Consider the following 20,768-nt stretch of genomic DNA (forward strand, 5'->3'; position numbering starts at 1 on the left):
AGCCGTCATGTCCATCAGCGCCTGGCTGTTCTTTCTGCCCGCCTGCTTCGCGATCAATCTCGCGCCCGGGCCCAATAATCTGCTGTCCATCAACGTGGCGGCGCGTCATGGTTTCATGACCGCGTTTGTCGGCGGCACGGGGCGTCTGCTTGCATTCGCGGTGATGCTCGTGCTTGCCGCAACCGGTCTCGCCGTCGTGTTGCACGCGTCGGAGTGGTTCTTCCTCGCGATCAAACTGGCTGGCGCTGGCTATCTGATCTGGTTGGCCATTCAGTTGTGGCGCAGCGATGCGCCCACCATCGACACGACGCAGCAGGAAGATGCCTCGCTTACGCGGGTCGCACGCAGAGAGTTCCTCGTGGCTGCCGGCAATCCGAAGGCTATTCTGGTGTTCACCGCGTTCCTGCCGCAGTTTGTCGATATTGCCAAGCCGATGTTGCCGCAGTTTGCAGTGCTGGGAGCGAGTTTTCTGGTGTTAGAGTGGTTCGCTATCGCGCTGTATTCGTGGGCGGGAATGTATCTCGGGAAGTGGTTGGTGCGTGCGAGAGTAAGGCGGTGGTTTAATCGGTGCTGTGGGGGGGTTCTGGCGGCGATTGGGGTGGGGTTTTTGGTGGTGAGGCGGGGGTGACGAACTCCGAAATTCAGACGCTTGACCGCGGCTGGACGATTCGCGCGGGCATGCCCACTACGGTTACGTCTGGCGGCACATCGAACGTGACCACGGCATTTGCACCGATCTTCACGTTGCGCCCAATCGTCACCGGCCCGAGTATGCACGCGCCCGCGCCGATCAAAACGTTGTCGCCGATCACGGGCGCACCGGGCTGGCCACGACCTCCAATCACAACGTTGGGTGAGATCACAATATTGTCGCCGAGCACCGCCTGCCGGTGCACGACGATACCAAGCCCCTGATAACCGAAAACCACGTTGCGCCCAACTGTCACCGACGGCGGCAGCGATACGGAAAACACCACTCGGTTAAAAACCTTCAGCGCCCATGGCAGAAAGGGCACGCGCAATCGATGTAGCAAATGCGCGATGCGATAGATGTACAGCATGAAGAACTTCCTTTTTATACAGTCGGTGCGGTCGGTCATCCCTGCTAACGTGGGACGAACAGCGCCTTACCCAACATAAGCGCGAACTTGCTGTTCGTGACCAGATAGCGGCGCCACATGCGACGCGGTTCCTGCAGAACGCGGAAGAACCACTCCAAACCTGCCGTTTGCATCCAGCGAGGCGCACGGCTGACTTTCCCGGCCACCACATCGAAGGTCCCGCCAACGCCCATCACGAAGTCGACGCCAAGCGATTCTCGCCAGCGGTTAATAAAATTTTCTTTGGTGGGTGATGTGATGGCTACGAACAGCAGCCGTGCACTGGACTCGCGGATCCGGTCGACTACGGGTTGGTGATCGTCGCCGAAATAACCGTGGTGGTAGCCGGCGATTCTAAGACCAGGATACGTGTCTGCGCATAGCATGGCTACGCGTGCCACGACTTCGTCGGTTGCGCCTAGCAGATACACGGGAAACTCCTGTCTCGCCGCCTCCGCTAGCAGTTTGTCGAATAAATCGACGCCTGCGACGCGTTCCGGCACAGCATGACCCAGCACCCGGGCAGCCCACACGACGCCCATTCCATCAATGCTGATCATGTCGCAGCAACGGACCGACCTCGCAAGTTCCGTGTCTGCCTGCATGTGCACAAGCTTTGCGACATTGACCGCAACATGCTGAGTGAACTGCCTCGCAGCAATGCGAGTTGAAATCTCGGCGACCGTTTCATCCATTGTCGCCGCGTCCATTGGACATCCGAATACTTCAATACGCTTCATACCAACCATTCTCTATGTTCGTTCGCATCCGCCCGCGAATCGCTCGCCGCAGATGTGCCTTCATTTCTTCGATACGGAAACCGATCCAAAGAACAAGGTAATGTCGCTGACGTCGGAAGCAGAACTCTTCCACCCCGACTTGTACAGCCCCATCTTCAGGTAGGCATCCTGTACGCCGGGATAGGCATTCGGTATTCCCTGCGACGCAAACACCGAATGCCCGTCTTTCCACAATTGAGTCGAAGCATGGTGACCGGAATCGTCGGCGATGTAGCGCAGCGACCAGTTCACCCACTTGCCCTGGTCCGCGTCGGCGCAGCACAGCCATTTGCCCGCGGAAACGGTCGAAGTATTCGCCCCGCCGCGCTCGGATATGGCATACCGATTGCCCTGCAGACTCAAAGCGATTGTCGGACCGCCCGTCCGTTCGCCCTGGTGCACCTGAGTAACGATGACCGCCTGTTTGTTATCGAAGGCGAATCCGGCGGGTATGAACGTACTCCACCTCAGCAGATAGTCAGGTCCCTGCGCAAAGCTCACCGCCTTGGGAAAAATCAGCTCTGCTCGGGGAACACCGTTCGCGATCTTTGAAAAGTCTTCGGCTCGGCTCATGTGAACACGTACGGCTTTTCGTCCGGCTATTACTGGATCATCGACCACCGCGATATCACCGGGATTCGCCTGCACGCCGATGCCCGCATCAATACCGCCGCTCCACTCTGTCGAGAACAGCTTGTCGTACGTGCTCGCGAGCGCAGTCATTTGCGGATCGGTCCAGCTAACGTTCACATCTTGCGCGGCGGCGATACTAGATAGGGTTCCTAAAATACAAGCCAGCGTCCAGCGATGTATCAGGCTACAGTTCATATCACTCAACCTCCCTTGGATTCGCTCACATTTCTATAGCAGTGAACATACTGCCTGACGACTGCCTCGACGGAATAGCGACTCAAGGCTCTTGCGACGCCATGCCGCCCCATCGTGCGCGCGAGTTCGGGACTTTCCACGAGGCGCCGGATTCTTTCCGCGAGCTCGGCCACGTCTCCGCACGGGACAAGGTAACCAGTCACGCCCTCTTCCACCAGATCTAGAAACCCGCCAATGCGCGTGCCGACTACAGGTCGACCGATAAACATTGCTTCGAGCGTCGAAATCCCGAATGCTTCGAAATGGCTCGGCATGCAAAACAATGCGGCACCGCGATAGAACGCGAGCTTGGCGTCACCCTGCAGCCACCCGACAAAGCTGACCTGATCGCGAACGCCATATTCGATCGCTGCGCGCGTCCATCTATCCGTATTGCCGGCTCCGGCCAGTCTCAGTTGTATCGTCAGGCCTTGCCGTTTGAGCAGCGCCGCCGCGCGCAGCAATTCGTCGAGCCCCTTGCCCTCTGTGAATCTGCCTGCAAACGCGATATATGGCGTCGTGTCTGCGGCCTTCGCATCGGGAGCCTCGCGCGAAGACGCGCCTACCGCCGCTTCGGCGCTATATGCCGTGTTGCCGATCACGTAAAGATTTTTCGCAATGCCTTGACCGCCTTGAAGTTCCGCCGCGATTGCCGAAGAAACAGCCACTGCGGCGTCCGCTCCGCGCACGAAGCGAGACACCGCCTTGCGAGTCAGCGACCCACCGCCGACGTAAAAATTCTGGAAGTTGCCCGCGTGAAGATGAAAAATAGTTTTCTTACGGAAAAGCCGTGCGAGAAGATACAGCGTGAACTTTCGATAGAACGATCCGCGAACTGACACATGGAAATGAATCAAGTCGATACCCATGAGCAGCGCGAACAGAAAGCGCGGAATGTCGAACAGCAGAAAGCACAATAGCGATCTCGCGCTCTGGAAACCATGCGTTTCGAAGATGGCTACCGCTACACCCGCGCGCCGGAAACTCGCACGTTGTGCAGCAAGTTCCGCGAGAACGGACGCAATGCCGCCTCGCTGACCTTGTCCCGGACCCACGTGCAGCACACGTAACGGCGGTGCGTCGTAAGCTGCGTGCGACTCTTTGCTTCCGTGCTTACTCATCATGTGCCCCTTCTATAAGAGCGCGATTGTCCGCAGCACGCTTGATAAGCACGGCGATCATGGCCAGATACGGACTCACAATTGCTGAGACGAGGATGTGCCCCGCCGTGCACGCCGTCGCCATGAGGACGAAGAAGAACCACTTGCCAAAGCGCGACTCAGCCCCGCCTTCACCGCAGACAAACGCCTTCCTTATGTCCCACAAGTAAAGGACACAAACGGGTAATCCCATTGCCAACACAAGATCGGGCACGTCAATTTCGACCAGATATCGCACCACCGGATAGCCACCGGTGAGCAGTGGAAGATAGCCATCCTTCGCCACTTCGTCCCACACATTGGAAAACTTGACATCCCGCCCGGACAAGACCATCGTGAGTGCCCCGCCACTGTTCACGTGGTCATGCTGGTACATGAAATATTGAAAGCTGAGATCGACGGCGCTTTGCACGCCCGGCAATGACAGATAGGCAGCCGCCGCGAAGCCGGCCAGCAGCCCAAGAAGGGCCAACGCACGCACGGTGGCTTGCGGCACGTTATGCCGGCAATAGAAGTACGAGCAGATCATCGCAACGATTCCGGCCATTGCGGCTTTCGTACCAACAAGGCACGAAGCCAGCACGATGCTTCCCACCAGTACGCCATTCCATGCCGACCAGCCGAACTTCAACACTCTCATCAGTCCATAAGCCAAGCCCACGATCATCAGTGCGGACGCTTCGTTCTGCGCGTACACGATACCTTTGTAGCCAGAACGGATCTGCGTATCGGCCCAGTAGCTGCGAAACAGGTCGATCGAAAATACCGCGCCCGCCACGATCGCCGCCGCATATGCCAATAGCGTGAGCCGTATGAATGGTTCGAGTTTCTCAAGCTGCCTGTCGCTCATTCCCGATAGGGCCGCGAAACAAACAAAGAAGGAGAACACCTTCAGGACGAAAACCGCCTGCTGCGCAAACTCCGCACTCGACATATCGCCAAACGCATATGTCGCGGCCGAGGCGATGATCGCCACCATCGCCAGAAGCGCCGTGCGCCAGCTTGACAGCCGGATCCGTCCACTCGCCAATAGAAGCAACAGGAGTCCGGCTACCATGGTCCCGCGCACGAGCAGCGAGTAACGTGCGTTCCCACCCGCAGCGTCGAATCCATGCGCAGCCCTGACCGATAGGTAATCCGCGAGAGGCGACAGCGCGAGACCGCCAGCGAAAATCGCCCAGGTGATTGAGGTTGAACTCTGACGCGCCGACTTCTGCGCTGTCGAATCGCTCAGCCGCCTCGCAACTGCGGTATTACTCATGACGTGCTCTCACCACATCGCTGCCAGATGAAAGCCGCTGCAATGCAACCAGGCTCCAGCGAACCGTTGTGCGTAGGAGGCGAAGCGGCCAAAGCGCTGCGATGTGCAACGACGAGCGAGGCTTTATACGCGCCTTACGTTCCTGCTCGATACTGCTCGATAGCCGCTCGAAGTCTTCCCACACTGCATAGGGACGCAATTCCGCGACGCGAGCGCCACCCTCGTCGCGATGCCACGGCCAGTCATCGAGCAACGTGCCGAGCGGGCCATCACTGTAGGCAAGAGCCCGACGAGCGGCGTGCGCGGATATCCAGTAGCCCACGGACCCAGATGTCCATTGTTTGAACGGAACGCCAACCCGCAATCCGCCAACGCTCGCGCGCCACCTGAGCGGTTCATTGAAATAAGTCCACGACGACGCGGCGCGACGCAGCTTCGATCGTCCCAGCAGCACAATGTCGGCGACGGCCGACAACTCGGACTCGTCGGCATGCAACACACGTTCAAAAAAAACCGGCTCGAGAATCGCGTCGTCTTCGAGAATCACGGCGGCGCGGCCGGTATCCACGACCTTTCGCCACACCGACCGATGGCTCATGAAGCACGCTACCTCCGCACTAGTCAGCGAACGTCCGTAGCGGCGGCGAGCCGCGGCGTCGTCGTAGACGGCAGTCAGTTCGCTATGCGTGAGCAAACGCCCGTCGACCGCGTCCTCGATATGAAACTCGACGCCACGGTCGGACAACAATGCTGCGATCGCGTCCCGGCGTCCCGAGCGAGGCAGAGATATGACGTGAATGGGTGCCAGACTTTCCATCATCGATTCAACAATTGCGTAAAGTGGTGGCGCAAAGCCGGCTTGCTCAAGATCATCGACACGTAGACGACTAGCAACACCGCTTCCGCGACAAGCAGCGATATCGCCGCCCCCTGGGCGCCGAAGCGCGGCGTCAGAACGATCGCCAACCCGACGTTCAGCACACCTGCTGCCAGCATCAACAGCGACCGGATACGAGCGTTGCCGAACGGCACGAGTACTTGTAATCCGAGGAAATAAGCCAGATTGCCGAAGACGGTCGCAAGGCAAAGCGTATTCAGGAGCGACGCGGCACCTGCGTAACCACCGCCCAATATCAACGTAGTGAGCGGTGCCGAAACGCGGCCGACAAAGGCCAGTCCGGCAAGTGTGGCCAACACGGTGGCGAGCGCGCCGAACACCGTCAGCCGGGCGGCGGACTTGGGCCGTGCACTGAACAACGAAGTGATACGCGGGTAGCAAACCGTATTGATTTGAGCGGGCACCATGTTGGCCACCGTTTTGAGCTTGTCGGCGGCCGTATAGATGCCCACCTGATAGGGCGTCGTCATTGAAGCGAGGATGACCGCGTTCGTCACGCCGAAAAGACTCACAGACGCCGACGAAACGAACATGTCGGCACTTTCTCTGATGCGCTGCATGACCGAGCGCACCGAAACGGAAGGGCGTCGCAACGCGCCGAGGCGCCGTGCGGCAACCAGCGAGAAGACGCCAGTGAAAACCGCCGCCCCTGCCTGAATTCCGGCTGCGAAAGCGACATCGTCACTGTGACGCACGAAGACAAATGTCAGCGGTAAAGCCGCAAAGCGGCCAGCCAATGCTACTGTCGCAAAGACTGAGAAACGCTCCAGCCCTTGCAATAGCCAGTTCAATGTAAAGACATTGCCGATGACCATCGGCCAGGCCGCGAGTACCACAGGAAACACCGAAGCCAGCTTGCGATCGAAGTGCGCAACAACCAGCAGCACGGCAAACGCGATCACACACAGACACGCTTTCGCGGCCATCGTCGACCATACGAGTTCGTTCAGCGCCTCCGGATGCCCCCGGCGCTCGACCACCGCTTTGGGACCGCTGAGAAAAAATCCCCATTCGGTCACGAGCATGCCGTATGTGGCAATCGCCGTCGCATAGCCGAGCATGCCAAAATGCGCCGCCCCAAGCACCCGCGTCAGATAGGGAAAGGACACAAGCGGCACGAGATAGTTACCGATCTGCCAGACCATCATCGCCACGAAGTTCGTGCCGATGCGCGGCGCCTTCGGCATCGGCACGCTGCCCGTAGCACCCCGATCACTCACGTAAGGCTCCAATGGGGGCCAACGAGCGGCGCGCGCGATCACGCATGCGCCAGCACCCCACGCGTGTCGATCACCACCTTCGCCTGAAAGCGGACGGGATCCACACGTCGAAACTGCGCATGGTCCACCAGAATGACAATAATGTCCGCCTCCAGCAGCGCTTCGTTCAATTCACAGAGGCGAACCTTGCCATCGAGCAATGCCGGCAACGTTCTCACGTTCGGTTCGACGACGACCACCTGGCCTGCGAACCGCTCCGCTAGTTCGTCGGCGATTTCGACGGCCGGGCTTTCGCGCAGATCGTCAATATTCGCTTTGAATGCCAACCCGAGACACGCAATCACCGGATCCTTGAAGCGCCGCGCCGCGCGTTCCACGCGCTCGATCACATAGCCCGGCTTTGCGTCATTGACCGTTCTCGCGGTGCGGATCAGGCGCGCCTCGTCCGGGGCAGAGTCCACGATGAACCACGGATCGACGGCGATGCAATGCCCCCCCACTCCCGGCCCCGGCTGCAGGATGCTCACTCGCGGATGGCGGTTCGCAAGACGGATCAACTCCCATACGTTGATATCGAGCTTGTCGCAGATGATCGAAAGTTCGTTCGCAAAGGCAATGTTGACGTCACGGAATGAGTTCTCCGTCAGCTTGCACATCTCGGCTGTGCGGGCATCCGTCAGGATACAGTCGCCTTGCACGAAGCTTTGATAGAGCTCACGCGCCAGTTCGCTACAGCGCGGCGTCATGCCGCCGATTACGCGGTCGTTCTCGACCAGCTCGCGAATCACGTGACCAGGCAGCACGCGTTCAGGACAATGAGCGATGCGGATGTCCGACTGCTCGCCCGCCTCTTGCGGGAAAGAGAGATCGGGACGGAGCTGTGCCATCCACGCCGCCATCTGCTCAGTTGTGCCAACCGGTGAAGTCGATTCGAGGACGACAAGGTCGCCCTTCTTGAGCACCGGCGCGATCGCCTGACTCGCTGCTTCGATAAAGCGGAGGTCCGGCTTGTAGCCGTCGGAGAAAGGCGTCGGCACAGCGATCAGAAACGCGTCCGCAGGCTCCGGCGTGATTGTCGCGCGCAGATAGCCTTGCGTGACTGCCGCGTGCACCAGCATATCGAGCTCAGGCTCGACAATATGAATGGCGCCACGGTTGATGGTGTCGACGGCATGCTGACTGACGTCCACGCCGATGACACGTTTGCGGCGTGCCGCAAACACGGCTGCAGTAGGAAGCCCAATGTAGCCGAGGCCGACCACCGAAACAGTTTCAAAATCCATTTCTTTTCTATATCCGTAAGCAGGGTATGTTCGCTCAGACCGCCAGAGCCGGACCGAAACGTTTTTCAAGTAGCGCGCTCTCAATGCGAGCGCAGGCATGGCCATCGCCATAGGGGTTGCCGCGCACGCTCATCGCCTGGTAGACGGTTTCGTCGCACAGCAGCTGCGATACGGTCTGGATGATTCTCTGCACGTCGGTGCCGACCAGTTTCACTACGCCCGCGTCGACGGCCTCCTGACGCTCAGTGGTTTCGCGCATCACCAGCACCGGCTTGCCGAGCGAAGGTGCCTCTTCCTGAATCCCACCGGAGTCGGTCAGGATCAGATAGGCACGGTCCATCAGACAAACGAACGGCAGATAGTCGAGCGGCTCGATCAGATGAACATTGGCAATGCCGCGGAGAATCCGGTTCACCGGCTCGCGCACGTCCGGGTTAAGGTGAACCGGGTACACGATGTCTACGTCGGGATACGAATTCGCGATCCGAGCCAGCGCCGTGCAGATACGCTCGAACCCGCCGCCGAAACTCTCCCGCCGGTGTCCTGTCACCAGAATCAGGCGCCGCCCCGGCGTCAGCAACGGGAGATGCCGCTGCGCTTCGTCGCGTAGCCGCGTATCGCTTGCCAGTTGCTGCCGCACATGCAGGAGCGCGTCAATCACCGTATTGCCCGTCACCACGATGCGTTCGTCCGGCACGTTCTCCGCGAGCAGATTCTGTCGGGCGCGCTCGGTCGGCGCGAAGTGCATCGCGGCAAGCACGCTGGTCAGCCGACGATTCGCCTCTTCCGGCCACGGCGACAGAAGCTCACCCGTTCGCAGGCCCGCTTCCACATGGCCGACGGGCACGCGCTGGTAAAACGCCGCGAGGCTGGCGGAGAAGGTTGTCGACGTATCGCCATGCACCAGCATCAGGTCCGGGCGGCAGTCCTTCAGCACATCCCGCATGCCGAGCAGGATGGAACTCGTTACGTCATAGAGATCCTGATTCCGCTTCATCACATTCAAGTCGAAATGAGGACGGATCTGGAACAGGTTCAATACCTGATCGAGCATCTCGCGATGCTGGCCGGTTACGCAGACGAAACAGTCAATTCCCTCGGCGTTCTTGAGTTGCCTCACGAGAGGCGCCATCTTGATGGCCTCAGGACGGGTTCCGAAGGTAAGCAGAATCCTCTTTTTCATTAGCGAGTGGTTTGCTGATCGCGCACCCGAAAGCGCCGCGATACGACTATCGTGGAAGACGACGCGTGGCGCCGTGACTAAATGCTGCAATCCGTCATGCGGATTTTTCGGCCCCGTATTCGGAGAACGCGCCGTACGCACTGGCCCGCTGCGGAACGTCGTTCAGCAGAACGCCGTCGACGGTATGGCCGCCGTTACTCAGTTGACGCACGCTCTCCTGGAGCTCGGCCGCGGAGTGGCGTCCGTGACGAACGACGAGCAACGTCAGGCCCGCGTGCTTGCCGATCAGTACCGGGTCGGTCACGGCCAATACCGGCGGCGAATCAACGATGACCACGTCGTACTGTTTGCTAAACTGTGCTAACAATTTTCCGAATGCCTCGCTCATTAGCATTTCGGCCGGACTCGACGCAACGCTGCCACTCATTAGTACGTCGAGGTTGGGCAGGACCTGGTAGTGCACCGCGCTTGACGGCTCGACTCCGCCGATCACGTCTGACAAGCCGGGTTTGCTCGGGAGCGAAAAGTATCTGTGCACGTCACCTCGGCGCATGTCCGAGTCGACTAACAACACGCGTTTGCCGCCAGCCGATAGCACCGCTGCCAGATTCACCGAGAGAAACGACTTGCCGACGTCGGGCCTTGGCCCCGTCAACATCACGATGTTGTTGTGCGAATTGAGCAAGCCGAACTGCAACGCCGTTCTCAAGCTACGGATGCCTTCCACTGCCACGTCATCGGGTTGCGCCGCCGCGAGCACGTTCAATTCCGACCCGCCGCCGCGAGCCGACTGATGCAACGTCCGCTGCCGCGCGCTTCGAGACACGATCGCGTACACCGGCACGCCGACCGCGCCTTCGATTTCCGACGGCGTCTCGAGTCCGCGATTCAAAGTACTACGCACGAATGCGATAGCGCATCCGAGCAGCACACCGATCAGGCCTGACAGCGCGATCACCAGCGCTTTCTTCGGTTTGACCGGTTTTTCGGCCACCTCTGCGTAGTCGACCGTGTGGACGTTGCCGAGTTGGCCCGCCTTCAGCACACGCAACTGCTGCGTGCTATCCAGCAGCTTGGTGTACAGGTCGGTGTCGACCCGCACGTCGCGCATGAGGCGCAGCGCCTGTTGCTGCGTGCTCGGCAAAGCCGCGACTTTCTGGTTGAACGAGCGTTGTTGTTCCTGCAATTCACCGATCTGGGCGTCGATCGCCTGCACGGATGGATGTTCCGCCGTGTAACGCTGTGCGAGCGCGGAGCGCTGCTGCTGCAACTCGACCAGTTTGGTTTTGCTATCGACGATTGATTGCAGCAGAAGCTTGCCCTCTGCTTCCAGATCAACAGTGCCGTTCTGCGCGCGGAACGCGTTATATTTGGCTTCGGCCTCGTCGAGATCCGCGCGCAGTTGGGGAAGCTGGTCGGCGAGGAACTGCAGCATCTGCTGTGCTTGCGCGGACTTCCGGTCTACATTTCGCTGAACATAAATGCTCGCCACGCGATTCACGGTAGCGGCGATCCTTGCAGCATCCCCGCCTTCGAGCGAGACGGCGACAATGCCCGACTGTTTGGCCTTTTCGCTAATGTCGAGTGCGGTCCGCAGATCCGCTGTCGTCAGTTGCGTCGAGGCCCTCGCCAGATTGAACGACGTGCCAGCGCGCGCGACCATGTGGTCCACTCTCAACTGCACCGGCCCGAACCGTGTGACGCCCTGCTCCGCGATGCCCACGCGGCCGCGTAGCACCGTATGGCCATCCGCATCGCGCAGTTCGAACGTCTGATCCGCGCCGACCATCAATTTGAAACGCTGATCGTAGAGCGCAGCTGGGACGTCGAATTGGGTCACGCCCAAAGCCTCTCCGCCCCAGGCGAAACTGCTCATTCCGAGGAAGGGACTCGCCGGACTGCCAGCGGGAGCCTGCCGTGCGATCAGCGCGCCGATCAGCGGAAATCGGTGCGGCGTGGCGTTGACATCGAGATGCAAACTCCGAACAGTTTCTTCGACCACCATTCGCGAACGGATCAGTTCGATTTCCGCGTCGGTCGAGGCCTTGCTCTGGAACAGAGACGCGAGGTCGCCTAGCTTGTCGTTGAGCGTATCGCTTCCGGGGTCGCTGTCGACCTGAATCATTACATCGGCTTTGTACAGAGGCGTGCCGAAAAATGCATAGGTAATGCCGAGGAACAGCATTGCCGCCGTGGTCAACACGATCAAGAGCCGATTCTCGCTCAGCAATGCGAAAACTTCGGATAGCGTGATTTCCTTTTCGCCCAGCGCGTCGGCCGAGCGTTCCCGATCAAGTAATTTCATGATTTAGTGCGTCAGCCTGATAATGTCGTCGCACCATTTCAAAACGCTGTGCTCGATTTGCGCGAAGGCCAGTTCAAAAATGACACGATGCCGTTGATAGGGATCCACAATATCGAGCTGCTCGTGTTCGCCCAGACGAAAGACCTTTCCCCTTGCAGAGGGAAAGCGATCGAGAATCAACGTGCGCTGGGAATTCGTCATGGCCAGCACGACATCTGCCGCGCGCACGTGCTCGTTGCTAAGCGCCTCGGCTACATGACCACTGATGTCCACGCCGTGCTGGCATGCAACCTGAACCGCGAGTGGATCCGCGTGCCTGCCAACGAGGCTCGCGTACCCGCGGAACTCACTGAGACAGCAGGCAGCGCCCGTTCAAGAATGGCCCGCGCAACCGGACTGCGGCAAACGTTCCCCTCACACACCATCAAAACCCCGGTCATTTCGCAATGACTCCCGCCGTCAGACCCGTGTTAATTAACGGCATCAACAGACTCAACACGCGATTGAAACGAACAAGACCGCTACCATCCACGTACACCACGTCCTTCGGTTGCAATTCGAAATCCTTCGCAAGCAGCATCGCGACCGGCGAATGCGCGTCGAGGTGAAACACCTGCGGCGTGCCGGTCAGTGAACTGCGGATCACGAACATCTGGGCGGCATCGGCGGTCGAAGCGTTCACACTGCCGGCCTGCGAAAGTGCATCGGCCAATGTCATGCGACCCGTTCGGCGAGGAATCGCCGAAACCGGTTTGTTGACTTCGCCCATCACATACACATCGTTCTCATCGCGCGAAACGACACGCAGCAGATCACCCGCCTGTAGAAAGAGGCGCGACGGGCTCAATCCCTGAGCGAGCATTTGCGTCAGATTCACGCGATACGACCGATCACCACGCACCAGAAGGAGCTCGCTCTGATCGGCCGCCTCACTGAACCCACCGGCGCGGCTGACAGCTTCGTAAAGCGTCATTGGCACATCGTTCACCGCCAGCACGCCCGGGCTATGCACTTCCCCGTCGACGTAAACTTCATGCGCGCGGTAAGAAGCCATTCGCACTGTCACCTGCGGCTTGACGAAGTACCTGGCAAGCGCACTGCTTAGCCGCTGTTGAATCTCTTCGGCGCGCAGGCCCGCCACATGCAGCGTGCCCGCATAGGGAAATGTGAGTGCACCGTTCTGGTCGACGACGAATCCCGCAAGCGGATCCCCCGGCCTTGCCGACGATTGGGTTTGCGCAGAGCCGAGTGCCGCAGCGAATTCCGGATGATCCCAAACGACAATCTGCAACACGTCACCGGGACCGACCGTGTAGGCCTGGGGTACGCCAGAGAGCAATTGCGAAACTTCGAGCTGCTGCTGTTTGCGGCTTTGTGCGAGCTGCGAAATCAGCGCAGCGTCGAGTTCCGTTATCGCGATGTCTGGCGTACCACTCGTTGCACTCGCCTTTTCGCCCGACGCACCAATGCCGGTTTCCCCAGCCGTGCCAGAAGTGACATACGTACCCGAGTGATCCTGCGCCTGAGACGTGTCCATCCTCATCCCTGGCGCCACCGAGCACGCACTCGCCAACAAACTTACTGCCGTCATCACCACCCCAAGCCTGAAGGCGGGTCTGGCCAAAAATACCGCTAACATCGTGTTCAACCTATTCAAACCAGCGTGCCGAGGCAACGCTCTCGCCACCCAACATCGGGCAGATGTAATCCATAACTCGTGGCGATCTCTGCCTTTCTATGCAGAGTATTGCCTCACAAAAACTCGCCGGCGCCACATCGCGGAACCGCATTTCAATACGCATTCCGATGCCGCAACCCTCTCACCACCGTCGCCAGCACAATCCGCATATCCAACGCAAACGACCAGTTCCGCAAGTAATACAAGTCATGTTCGACCCGTGCCTGCATCTTCTCAACCCGATCCGTCTCACCGCGAAAGCCATTCACCTGCGCCCATCCGGTAATACCAGGCTTAATCCGGTAGCGATGGATATACCCATCGACAATTCCCCGATACTGATCATCGTGTTCGATCGCATGCGGCCGCGGCCCAACCACCGACATTTCCCCACGCAACACATTCAGAAACTGCGGCAACTCATCAAGGCTCGTGCGACGTAAGAACGCGCCGACACGAGTCACCCGTGTGTCTCCTCGCGTGGCCTGCAGAACCACACCTGGCCGCGCCGAGTGCTCGCGCATCGAACGAAACTTGTAAATGCGAAAGACACGCCCATCCGCACCCTTACGCCGCTGGGTGAACAACACGGGTCCCTTCGAAGTCGCCTTGACGGCAACTGCAATCGACAACATCACCGGCAACAAAGCCAGCAGCGCCACACTCGCGAACAACCGGTCGAAAACCGCTTTCTGAACCAGCGCGTACGGTGTCATCGGCGAGGCCATCAGATTGATCGCCGGCGCGCCGTTCAGATCGACTACGTTTCGATCGAACATCGCAAGACTGCGCACATCAGGAATAAAGCGCAAATTAACAAGGTCACCACTGAATTCGTCGAGCACCTTCAGCACGGTGTCTTCTTCGGACATCGGCAGCGCGATCCACACCTCTTCGATCTGTTCACGGCGCACCCAGTCCGCGAATTCGCGCAGCCGCTCGAACGACGGCAAGCCGTCAAACCCGGACTCACTATCCTGTCGCGTGTTGAACGTGGCAACCGCCCGGAAGCCCGCATCCGGTGAACTCATGATGTTGGCGATCACAGCGTCGCGATGCGCGCCGGCGCCCACCACGGCGACCATTCGCAGGTTCCGGCCGCCACGTCTCATCCGACCGAGTACGGCATGCACCACCCACCGCGAAGCAACCAGCGCCGCAGCGGCGATCACGGTCCAACTCACGCACCAGAGCCGGGACACCGACGCAGCGCGATGAAGCAGAAACAACATCGCGAGCCCGCAGGCCTGCACCGCGATCCAGCCGAGCACCAGCTTGACGCTCAGCCGCCATTTCGAGCGGCCACGCCATGAGTCATACACGCCGAACCAGGGCAGCAGCAAAACAGCGAACGCAATATCGAGAGCGACGAAGGCGCCTTCGAGAATCGAATACCCTGAGCGAGGCATGAACAGCAGCGAAGCAAGTGCCGCCGACAACGCGATCAACGTCGCGTCTAGCAGGCGCGCCAGCACGCTTTCCATCTCCGCCAAATCCCGGCCAGCGGTTTTACGAATCACCGTGTGCATGAGACCGGGCCTAGCGCGGAGCCGCCGATCCGACACCGCGCGACTCCCGCACAGATGTCACACGCAAGAACACAACGGGATCGCTCACATCAAGCTTTGACTTCATGGCACCACTCTCAAAATTCCTTTCGCGATGCCACGTGCATGCGCAACTTCTCATAGAGGCCGCATTCTGCGCCCACGAAGATTGGAGAGGCTTAAGAGATTTCCGAATCGTTCGCGGCATTTGTCCGCCATCCCCTTTCGCCGTCCGATTCGGTCCGGTCCTGTCCCACGTTTTTTCCGGCGCCGCGCCACCCATAACCGATCCCTAATGCACCTCTCCACAAACTTTAACTATCCGCAATCGTCCTGCCCCCGTATGCTCGAACAATGATCCGCAAACCGTGCACGGCAAGACACGGCATCGGGCAAGCGACTATTCATCATCAGAGGAGGGGCATCATGAAGATCTGTGTCTTCGGAGCGGGAGCAATCGGCGGCTTGATGGGTGTGCAACTCGCACGCGCCGGTGCGGATGTGAGTTTCGTCGCGCGCGGTCCGCATCTCGCGGCAATGCGCGAGCACGGTGCGCGTCTGATCATGGACGGTGAGACGTTCAGCGCACCGGTGCGCTGCACGTCCGACCCGCGCGAGCTCGGCGTGCAGGACTTCGTGATCATTACGCTCAAGGCGCATTCGCTGCCCGGCGTAGTCGATGCAATGCAGCCGCTGCTCGGCAAGCACACGGCCATCGTCACGGGCGTCAACGGCATTCCATATTGGTACTTCTATCAGCACGGCGGACGCTTCGCCGGCACGCGTCTCACGAGCGTCGACCCGGACGGCAGTCAATGGACGAAGCTCGGCCCCGAACGGGCGATCGGCTGCGTGCTCTACCCGGCTGCCGAAATCGTCGAACCCGGCGTCGTCAAGCATGTGTACGGCAAGAAATTCCCGATCGGGGAGCCGAGCGGAGAACGCACGCCGCGTATTCAACAGTTGCATGAGATCATGCAGGCGGCGGGTTTCGAGGCGCCGATCCGCGACAATATCCGCGACGAAATCTGGCTCAAGCTATGGGGCAACCTGTGCTTCAACCCGATCAGCGCATTGACGCACGCCACGCTCGACGTGCTCACCAGCGACCCCGGCACACGCGCGGTATCGCGCACGATGATGCTGGAGGCCAAGCGCATTGCGGATCAATTCGGCGTGCACTTTCGCGTCGACGTGGAAAAGCGTATTGATGGCGCGGGCGCGGTCGGCGCCCACAAGACATCGACGCTGGTCGATCTGGAGAATCGTCGGCCGATGGAGATCGATCCGCTGTTGACCGTCGTGCAGGAGATGGGCCGCCTCGTCGCCGAGCCGACGCCGACTATCGATGTCGTGCTGGCGCTCATTAAACTGCGTGAACGGATGGCGTTGCAAGGAGATTGAGACTCGATAGCGAGCGTGCGATCAGAAATTCGTTCGCTCTCCCGCCTATCGGCAAAGGCAAACATAAAAGGATCGAACGCCAAAACGCGTTCGATCCTTTTTTTACGCTACTGATCGATGGCGAGCCACACAGCCTTAGGCTCGGTGAAGTTCTCGATCGCGACGTCACCGTGTTCGCGGCCGAACCCCGAGTCGCCTGATCCTCCCCACGGCAGGCGCACATCGGTATATCCGTATGTGTTGATCCACACGGTCCCCGCCCTCAGATCCCGTGCAACCCGATGCACCCGGCCGATGTCCGCGCTCCACACGCCCGCCGCGAGGCTATACAGCGTGCCGTTTGCGATCCTGATCGCGTCGGCTTCGTCGTTGAAGCGAATCACGCTCGCCACAGGCCCAAATATTTCCTCCTGCGAAATGCGCATTTCATGCTCGACGTTGGCAAACACAGTCGGTTCGACAAAGAAGCCACGTTCACCCACCCGCGCGCCACCCGTGACGAGCGACGCGCCCTCTGAACGACCCGCTTCGACGTAGCCCAGCACCGTGTTCATCTGCGCCGCGGAGATAAGCGGTCCCATCGACGTTTCGCGCGACGACGGATCGCCGACCTTGATCGACTTCGCGCGCGCGGCGAGGCGCTCGACCACTTCGTCGTACACGTCGCGATGGGCGAGAATGCGCGACCCCGCCGAACACACTTGCCCGGTATTGAAGAAGATGCCCGATGCCGCGGCGCGCACGGCGTTGTCGAGATTGGCATCCGGGAAAATCAGATTGGCCGATTTGCCGCCGAGCTCTAGCGTGACGCGCTTGAAATTGCCGGCGGCGCCTTGCAGAATGCCGCGCCCCACCGAGGGCGAGCCCGTAAACGTCACCTTGTCGACTCCGGGATGCGCGACCAGTGCGTCGCCGACCACCCGCCCCTTGCCCGTGACGATATTCAGCACGCCCGGCGGCACACCCGCTTCAAGCGCGAGTTCGCCGATGCGCAGCGCGGTCAGCGGCGTGATCTCCGCGGGCTTCACGATCAGCGTGCAACCGCACGCGAGCGCCGGCGCGATCTTCCACATGCCGATCATCAGCGGGAAATTCCACGGCACGATCGCGGCGACTACGCCTACCGGTTCACGCAACGTGTACGTCAACGCATCGGGGCGCACCGGCACGACCTGGCCGTTGATCTTGTCGCACCAGCCTGCGTAGTATTCGAGCGTATCGATCGCGGCCGGAATATCCTGGCGCATCACCGCCGCGATCGGTTTGCCGGCGTCGAGGCTTTCGAGCGTGGCGAGTTCCTCGAGGTTCGCGCGCATCAGGCCGGCGAGGCGCATCAGAATGCGGGCCCGCTCAGCGGTCCGAATGCCGTTCCACACTTTCAACGCTGCGCGCGCGGCGCGCACGGCGGTGTCCACGTCGGCGGCGCTGCCTTGCGCAACCAGCGCGATCGGCTCCTCGGTGGCGGGGTTGATGTCGACGGAATATTCGCCGGTGCCGGGCGGCAAGCGCTTGCCGTCGATCAGCAGATCATGGCGCCTGAGGTCGGTTTCAGTTTCCATCATGAGGCTCCTTGCTTGGATGTTGCGTGGGCTGAGTGCGTGCGCGCCGCTTCGATTGAAAGACGCTAGGGCTCGTGGAGGACGGCGCCGTCGCGCGCAACGGTCGGCTTCGTCTGCATCTGCGAAGCGGCTAGCGACACGTCGGTGGTCTGTGAAGGAGTGGAGAATTGCGCCCAGGCTGCTGCGGCGTTGGGTCGGAGGGAACGGTTGCGGCGATGCACGAGCAGTGTCGCCAGATTCATCGCGGGTGCGAGTGGCCGGCTGACCAATGAGGCGCCTATTGCGGGCCAATGCGTGTCGATTGGCAATATGCCGACGCCGAGGCCGAGTTCAACCATGCGTAGCACCGCCGCGACATGTCCGAGTTCCTGCACCGGCCGTCGTTTAACGCCGTTCGCGTTGAAGGCGAGTTCGAGCGCCCCACGCACGCCCGTGTCGGCGTTCAGCGTGATGAGCGCCCATTCGTGCAACTCGGTCCATGTAACACTCGCGTGGCGCGCAAGCGGATGCGCAGGTGGCATCACCGCATGGAGCGGTGTCGTGAAAACCAGTTGCGCGTGCAACAGGTCGCCGGCAAGCGGCTCGGCCATCGAGACCACGCCGAAGTCCACCTCGCCCTGTTCGACGCTCGCGAGCACGCCGCTTTGAGGCTGATCCCTGACGGAGACGGCTAGCTCAGGAAAAGCCGCCGCGCAGCGCGCGAGTCCCTGCGCCACCCAACTCGACGACAACACCGGATTGCTGGCGAGCACCACCACGCCGGTGTGACCGTCGTAAGCCGCCCGCTCTTCACGCAGCGTGAGCTCGATTTCGTCGAGCAGCCGGCCGATTCTTCGCTCGAGGCTCGCCCCCGCATGCGTCAGTTCGACCTGGCGCGTGGTACGGTCGAACAGCTTTAATTCCACGGCGTCTTCGAGTTCGCGCACGCAACGACTCACCGCCGATTGCGTCAAGTCGAACTCACGCGCCGCGCGCGTAAAACTCCGCTCACGCGCGACGGCGACAAACACCTTGAGTTGCTGCAACGAAACATTCATGACGTCACTGCCGGGTGTGGACCATTCACCTATTCTCCTGTCTGCTCAGGCCAATGGCTCAAGCGCGAAGCCTTGCCGTTGCCAGCAACGGCAAGCACACCTTGCGGCTCGTTGTGCGTTTCGATCCAGCGCGAGCGCATCGGCGCGAGTATGAACTTCGCGGAAATGCCCGCGACGATCGTCACGACGGCGGAGACGATGAACACGAGATTCCATCCGCCCGTCGCCGACAACACCGACGCGATCGGTACCAGCAACGAAGCCGTACCCTTGGCGGTGTACAAGGTGCCGGCGTTGGCCGCGGCATATTTGCTGCCGAAGGTATCGGCACAGATCGCCGGGAAGATCGAGAAGATTTCGCCCCAGAACAGGAAGATCAGTGCGGCGAACGTCATGAACGCGTACGGGTTAGTGCCGTATTGCATCAGCCCGAGCAACGCCAGGCCTTCGCCGATAAAGATCACGAACATCGTGTTTTCACGGCCCAGCTTGTCGGATATGAAGCCGCACAGCGGACGCGTAAAACCGTTGCAGACGTTGTCGATGGAAAGCGTGGCGGTCAGGAGCGGCAAGGTCATGCCGAAGATCGTCATCGGGATGCGTGCGAGGCCCCAGTCTTTCGCGATTGGACCGATCTGCGCGGTCGCCATCAAACCGCCCGCGGCCACGGCGACGAACGACACGTAGATCACCCAGAACACCGGCGTCTTGATCATCTGCCCCGGGGTAAAGTCGACCTTCGACACGGCGAACTTCCTCTTCGGTGCGGCTTGCGAGCGCAAGTTCGGCTTTTTCAACAGCAGCGCAAGCGCGAGAATGCACCCGCCTTGCAGGATGCCGAAGAAGAAGAACGTATGCTCATAACCCGAACGCGTGATCATGTTGGCAATCGGAATCACCGTCACCGCGGCGCCCGCGCCGAAGCCCGCAGCGGTGAGACCCGCTGCAAGTCCACGCTTGTCGGGAAACCATTTCAACGCGTTGCCCACGCACGTGCCGTACACGCCGCCCGCACCGATACCGGCGATGACTGCGGAGACGTACAGCATCGGCAGGGTCGTGATGTACGAGTTCATCACCCACGCAACGCCCGCGCAAATCGCGCCGCCCGCGACTACGGGCCGCGGTCCGAACCTGTCGACGAGCCAACCTTCCAGCGGCACAAGCCACGTTTCAGTGAGGATGAAAATCGCGAACGCAAGTTGAATGGACGCTTCGCCCCAATGATGCCGTGCGTTCATCGGCGTGACGAACAACGTCCACGCGTATTGAAGATTGGCCACCAGAGCCATGCACACCATGCCGATGACGAGTTGCCACCAACGGTTGCCCCAAAATGCGCGGCTCGTAGTCTGCTGACTGATATCGTCCATTCGCTTTGTCTCCACTATTTGTCTGGCGCAGCCGGCTGGCGTCCCGCAGGAAATCGCCCTGCAACGCGCCGTACTGTATGCGTCCCACCTTATGTTATGACCCGAAAAAGCCGC

17 protein-coding genes and 1 pseudogene are annotated in these 20,768 nt (G+C 60.3%); 2 read left to right on the forward strand and 16 right to left on the reverse strand.

Annotated features, from left to right (window positions below):
• The first annotated feature begins 7 nt into the window (after positions 1-7).
• Entirely contained in the window at positions 8-628 is a 621-nt protein-coding gene (locus B0G73_RS16955) for a LysE family translocator (protein ID WP_106282465.1), read from the forward strand.
• Between the two features lie 13 nt (positions 629-641).
• Here the strand turns inward: B0G73_RS16955 and B0G73_RS16960 are convergent, their stop codons facing one another.
• The 13 genes and pseudogenes from B0G73_RS16960 to B0G73_RS17020 all read right to left on the reverse strand — a co-directional run bounded on the left by B0G73_RS16960 (position 642) and on the right by B0G73_RS17020 (position 15,263).
• A complete protein-coding gene (locus B0G73_RS16960) occupies positions 642-1,100 on the reverse strand; it encodes a serine O-acetyltransferase (protein WP_258193337.1) in 459 nt (152 codons plus the stop codon).
• 5 nt (positions 1,101-1,105) lie between these two features.
• Positions 1,106-1,840 carry a WecB/TagA/CpsF family glycosyltransferase gene (locus tag B0G73_RS16965; RefSeq protein ID WP_181196565.1) on the reverse strand — a complete coding sequence of 245 codons (735 nt, stop codon included), beginning with the start codon at positions 1,838-1,840 and terminating at the stop codon, positions 1,106-1,108.
• A gap of 60 nt (positions 1,841-1,900) precedes the next feature.
• Positions 1,901-2,707 carry a heparin lyase I family protein gene (locus B0G73_RS16970; protein ID WP_106282467.1) on the reverse strand — a complete coding sequence of 269 codons (807 nt, stop codon included), beginning with the start codon at positions 2,705-2,707 and terminating at the stop codon, positions 1,901-1,903.
• 5 nt (positions 2,708-2,712) lie between these two features.
• Positions 2,713-3,870 carry a glycosyltransferase family 4 protein gene (locus B0G73_RS16975; protein WP_308706145.1) on the reverse strand — a complete coding sequence of 386 codons (1,158 nt, stop codon included), beginning with the start codon at positions 3,868-3,870 and terminating at the stop codon, positions 2,713-2,715.
• On the reverse strand, positions 3,860-5,167 hold the full coding sequence (locus B0G73_RS16980; protein ID WP_106282468.1) for an O-antigen ligase family protein: 1,308 nt from the start codon (positions 5,165-5,167) through the stop codon (positions 3,860-3,862). Before B0G73_RS16980 ends, B0G73_RS16975 begins: the two co-directional genes overlap by 11 nt.
• A complete protein-coding gene (locus B0G73_RS16985; RefSeq protein WP_106282469.1) occupies positions 5,160-5,987 on the reverse strand; it encodes a glycosyltransferase family 25 protein in 828 nt (275 codons plus the stop codon). The genes B0G73_RS16980 and B0G73_RS16985 overlap by 8 nt, the downstream gene beginning before the upstream one ends.
• Positions 5,984-7,252 carry a flippase gene (locus B0G73_RS16990; protein ID WP_374957014.1) on the reverse strand — a complete coding sequence of 423 codons (1,269 nt, stop codon included), beginning with the start codon at positions 7,250-7,252 and terminating at the stop codon, positions 5,984-5,986. Before B0G73_RS16990 ends, B0G73_RS16985 begins: the two co-directional genes overlap by 4 nt.
• Before the next feature lie 71 nt (positions 7,253-7,323).
• Entirely contained in the window at positions 7,324-8,568 is a 1,245-nt protein-coding gene (wecC, locus tag B0G73_RS16995; RefSeq protein ID WP_106282471.1) for a UDP-N-acetyl-D-mannosamine dehydrogenase, read from the reverse strand.
• Positions 8,569-8,602: 34 nt separating this feature from the next.
• Positions 8,603-9,751, reverse strand: coding sequence for a non-hydrolyzing UDP-N-acetylglucosamine 2-epimerase (gene wecB / locus B0G73_RS17000; RefSeq protein ID WP_106282472.1), 1,149 nt, complete (start codon positions 9,749-9,751; stop codon positions 8,603-8,605).
• A gap of 94 nt (positions 9,752-9,845) precedes the next feature.
• Positions 9,846-12,056: a polysaccharide biosynthesis tyrosine autokinase gene (locus B0G73_RS17005; RefSeq protein ID WP_106282473.1), complete on the reverse strand. Its 2,211-nt coding sequence runs from the start codon at positions 12,054-12,056 to the stop codon at positions 9,846-9,848.
• Positions 12,057-12,059: 3 nt separating this feature from the next.
• A pseudogene (locus B0G73_RS41890) lies at positions 12,060-12,496 on the reverse strand (low molecular weight protein-tyrosine-phosphatase).
• On the reverse strand, positions 12,493-13,647 hold the full coding sequence (locus tag B0G73_RS17015; protein WP_106282474.1) for a polysaccharide biosynthesis/export family protein: 1,155 nt from the start codon (positions 13,645-13,647) through the stop codon (positions 12,493-12,495). The pseudogene B0G73_RS41890 and the gene B0G73_RS17015 overlap by 4 nt, the downstream one beginning before the upstream one ends.
• A 200-nt stretch (positions 13,648-13,847) precedes the next feature.
• The gene (locus B0G73_RS17020; RefSeq protein WP_106282475.1) at positions 13,848-15,263 is read right to left on the reverse strand and encodes an undecaprenyl-phosphate glucose phosphotransferase; all 1,416 of its coding nucleotides are present in this window, start codon (positions 15,261-15,263) and stop codon (positions 13,848-13,850) included.
• 444 nt (positions 15,264-15,707) lie between these two features.
• Between B0G73_RS17020 and B0G73_RS17025 the strand changes: the two genes are divergently transcribed.
• A complete protein-coding gene (locus B0G73_RS17025) occupies positions 15,708-16,685 on the forward strand; it encodes a 2-dehydropantoate 2-reductase (protein ID WP_106282476.1) in 978 nt (325 codons plus the stop codon).
• Between the two features lie 107 nt (positions 16,686-16,792).
• Here B0G73_RS17025 and B0G73_RS17030 read toward each other — a convergent pair whose 3' ends face one another.
• The 3 genes from B0G73_RS17030 to oxlT form a co-directional block, all read right to left on the reverse strand.
• Positions 16,793-18,244: an aldehyde dehydrogenase family protein gene (locus B0G73_RS17030; protein WP_106282477.1), complete on the reverse strand. Its 1,452-nt coding sequence runs from the start codon at positions 18,242-18,244 to the stop codon at positions 16,793-16,795.
• Between the two features lie 65 nt (positions 18,245-18,309).
• Positions 18,310-19,281, reverse strand: a complete 972-nt coding sequence (locus B0G73_RS17035; protein WP_106282478.1) for a LysR family transcriptional regulator — start codon at positions 19,279-19,281, stop codon at positions 18,310-18,312.
• Between the two features lie 29 nt (positions 19,282-19,310).
• Positions 19,311-20,654 (reverse strand): oxalate/formate MFS antiporter, encoded by a 1,344-nt coding sequence (oxlT, locus tag B0G73_RS17040; protein WP_106282479.1) that lies wholly within the window; start codon positions 20,652-20,654, stop codon positions 19,311-19,313.
• Positions 20,655-20,768: the final 114 nt, after the last annotated feature.

The sequence above is a fragment of the Paraburkholderia sp. BL25I1N1 genome, from assembly GCF_003002025.1.
Taxonomy (GTDB): Bacteria; Pseudomonadota; Gammaproteobacteria; order Burkholderiales; family Burkholderiaceae; genus Paraburkholderia.

Coding starts and splice junctions, on each gene's coding strand:
- B0G73_RS16955 (WP_106282465.1), top strand. CDS start 8: ATGTCCATCAGCGCCTGGCTGTTCTTTCTGCCCGCCTGCTTCGCGATC.
- B0G73_RS16960 (WP_258193337.1), bottom strand. CDS start 1,100: ATGACCGACCGCACCGACTGTATAAAAAGGAAGTTCTTCATGCTGTAC.
- B0G73_RS16965 (WP_181196565.1), bottom strand. CDS start 1,840: ATGAAGCGTATTGAAGTATTCGGATGTCCAATGGACGCGGCGACAATG.
- B0G73_RS16970 (WP_106282467.1), bottom strand. CDS start 2,707: ATGAACTGTAGCCTGATACATCGCTGGACGCTGGCTTGTATTTTAGGA.
- B0G73_RS16975 (WP_308706145.1), bottom strand. CDS start 3,870: ATGATGAGTAAGCACGGAAGCAAAGAGTCGCACGCAGCTTACGACGCA.
- B0G73_RS16980 (WP_106282468.1), bottom strand. CDS start 5,167: ATGAGTAATACCGCAGTTGCGAGGCGGCTGAGCGATTCGACAGCGCAG.
- B0G73_RS16985 (WP_106282469.1), bottom strand. CDS start 5,987: ATGATGGAAAGTCTGGCACCCATTCACGTCATATCTCTGCCTCGCTCG.
- B0G73_RS16990 (WP_374957014.1), bottom strand. CDS start 7,252: ATGCCGAAGGCGCCGCGCATCGGCACGAACTTCGTGGCGATGATGGTC.
- wecC (WP_106282471.1), bottom strand. CDS start 8,568: ATGGATTTTGAAACTGTTTCGGTGGTCGGCCTCGGCTACATTGGGCTT.
- wecB (WP_106282472.1), bottom strand. CDS start 9,751: ATGAAAAAGAGGATTCTGCTTACCTTCGGAACCCGTCCTGAGGCCATC.
- B0G73_RS17005 (WP_106282473.1), bottom strand. CDS start 12,056: ATGAAATTACTTGATCGGGAACGCTCGGCCGACGCGCTGGGCGAAAAG.
- B0G73_RS17015 (WP_106282474.1), bottom strand. CDS start 13,647: ATGACGGCAGTAAGTTTGTTGGCGAGTGCGTGCTCGGTGGCGCCAGGG.
- B0G73_RS17020 (WP_106282475.1), bottom strand. CDS start 15,263: ATGCACACGGTGATTCGTAAAACCGCTGGCCGGGATTTGGCGGAGATG.
- B0G73_RS17025 (WP_106282476.1), top strand. CDS start 15,708: ATGAAGATCTGTGTCTTCGGAGCGGGAGCAATCGGCGGCTTGATGGGT.
- B0G73_RS17030 (WP_106282477.1), bottom strand. CDS start 18,244: ATGGAAACTGAAACCGACCTCAGGCGCCATGATCTGCTGATCGACGGC.
- B0G73_RS17035 (WP_106282478.1), bottom strand. CDS start 19,281: ATGAATGTTTCGTTGCAGCAACTCAAGGTGTTTGTCGCCGTCGCGCGT.
- oxlT (WP_106282479.1), bottom strand. CDS start 20,654: ATGGACGATATCAGTCAGCAGACTACGAGCCGCGCATTTTGGGGCAAC.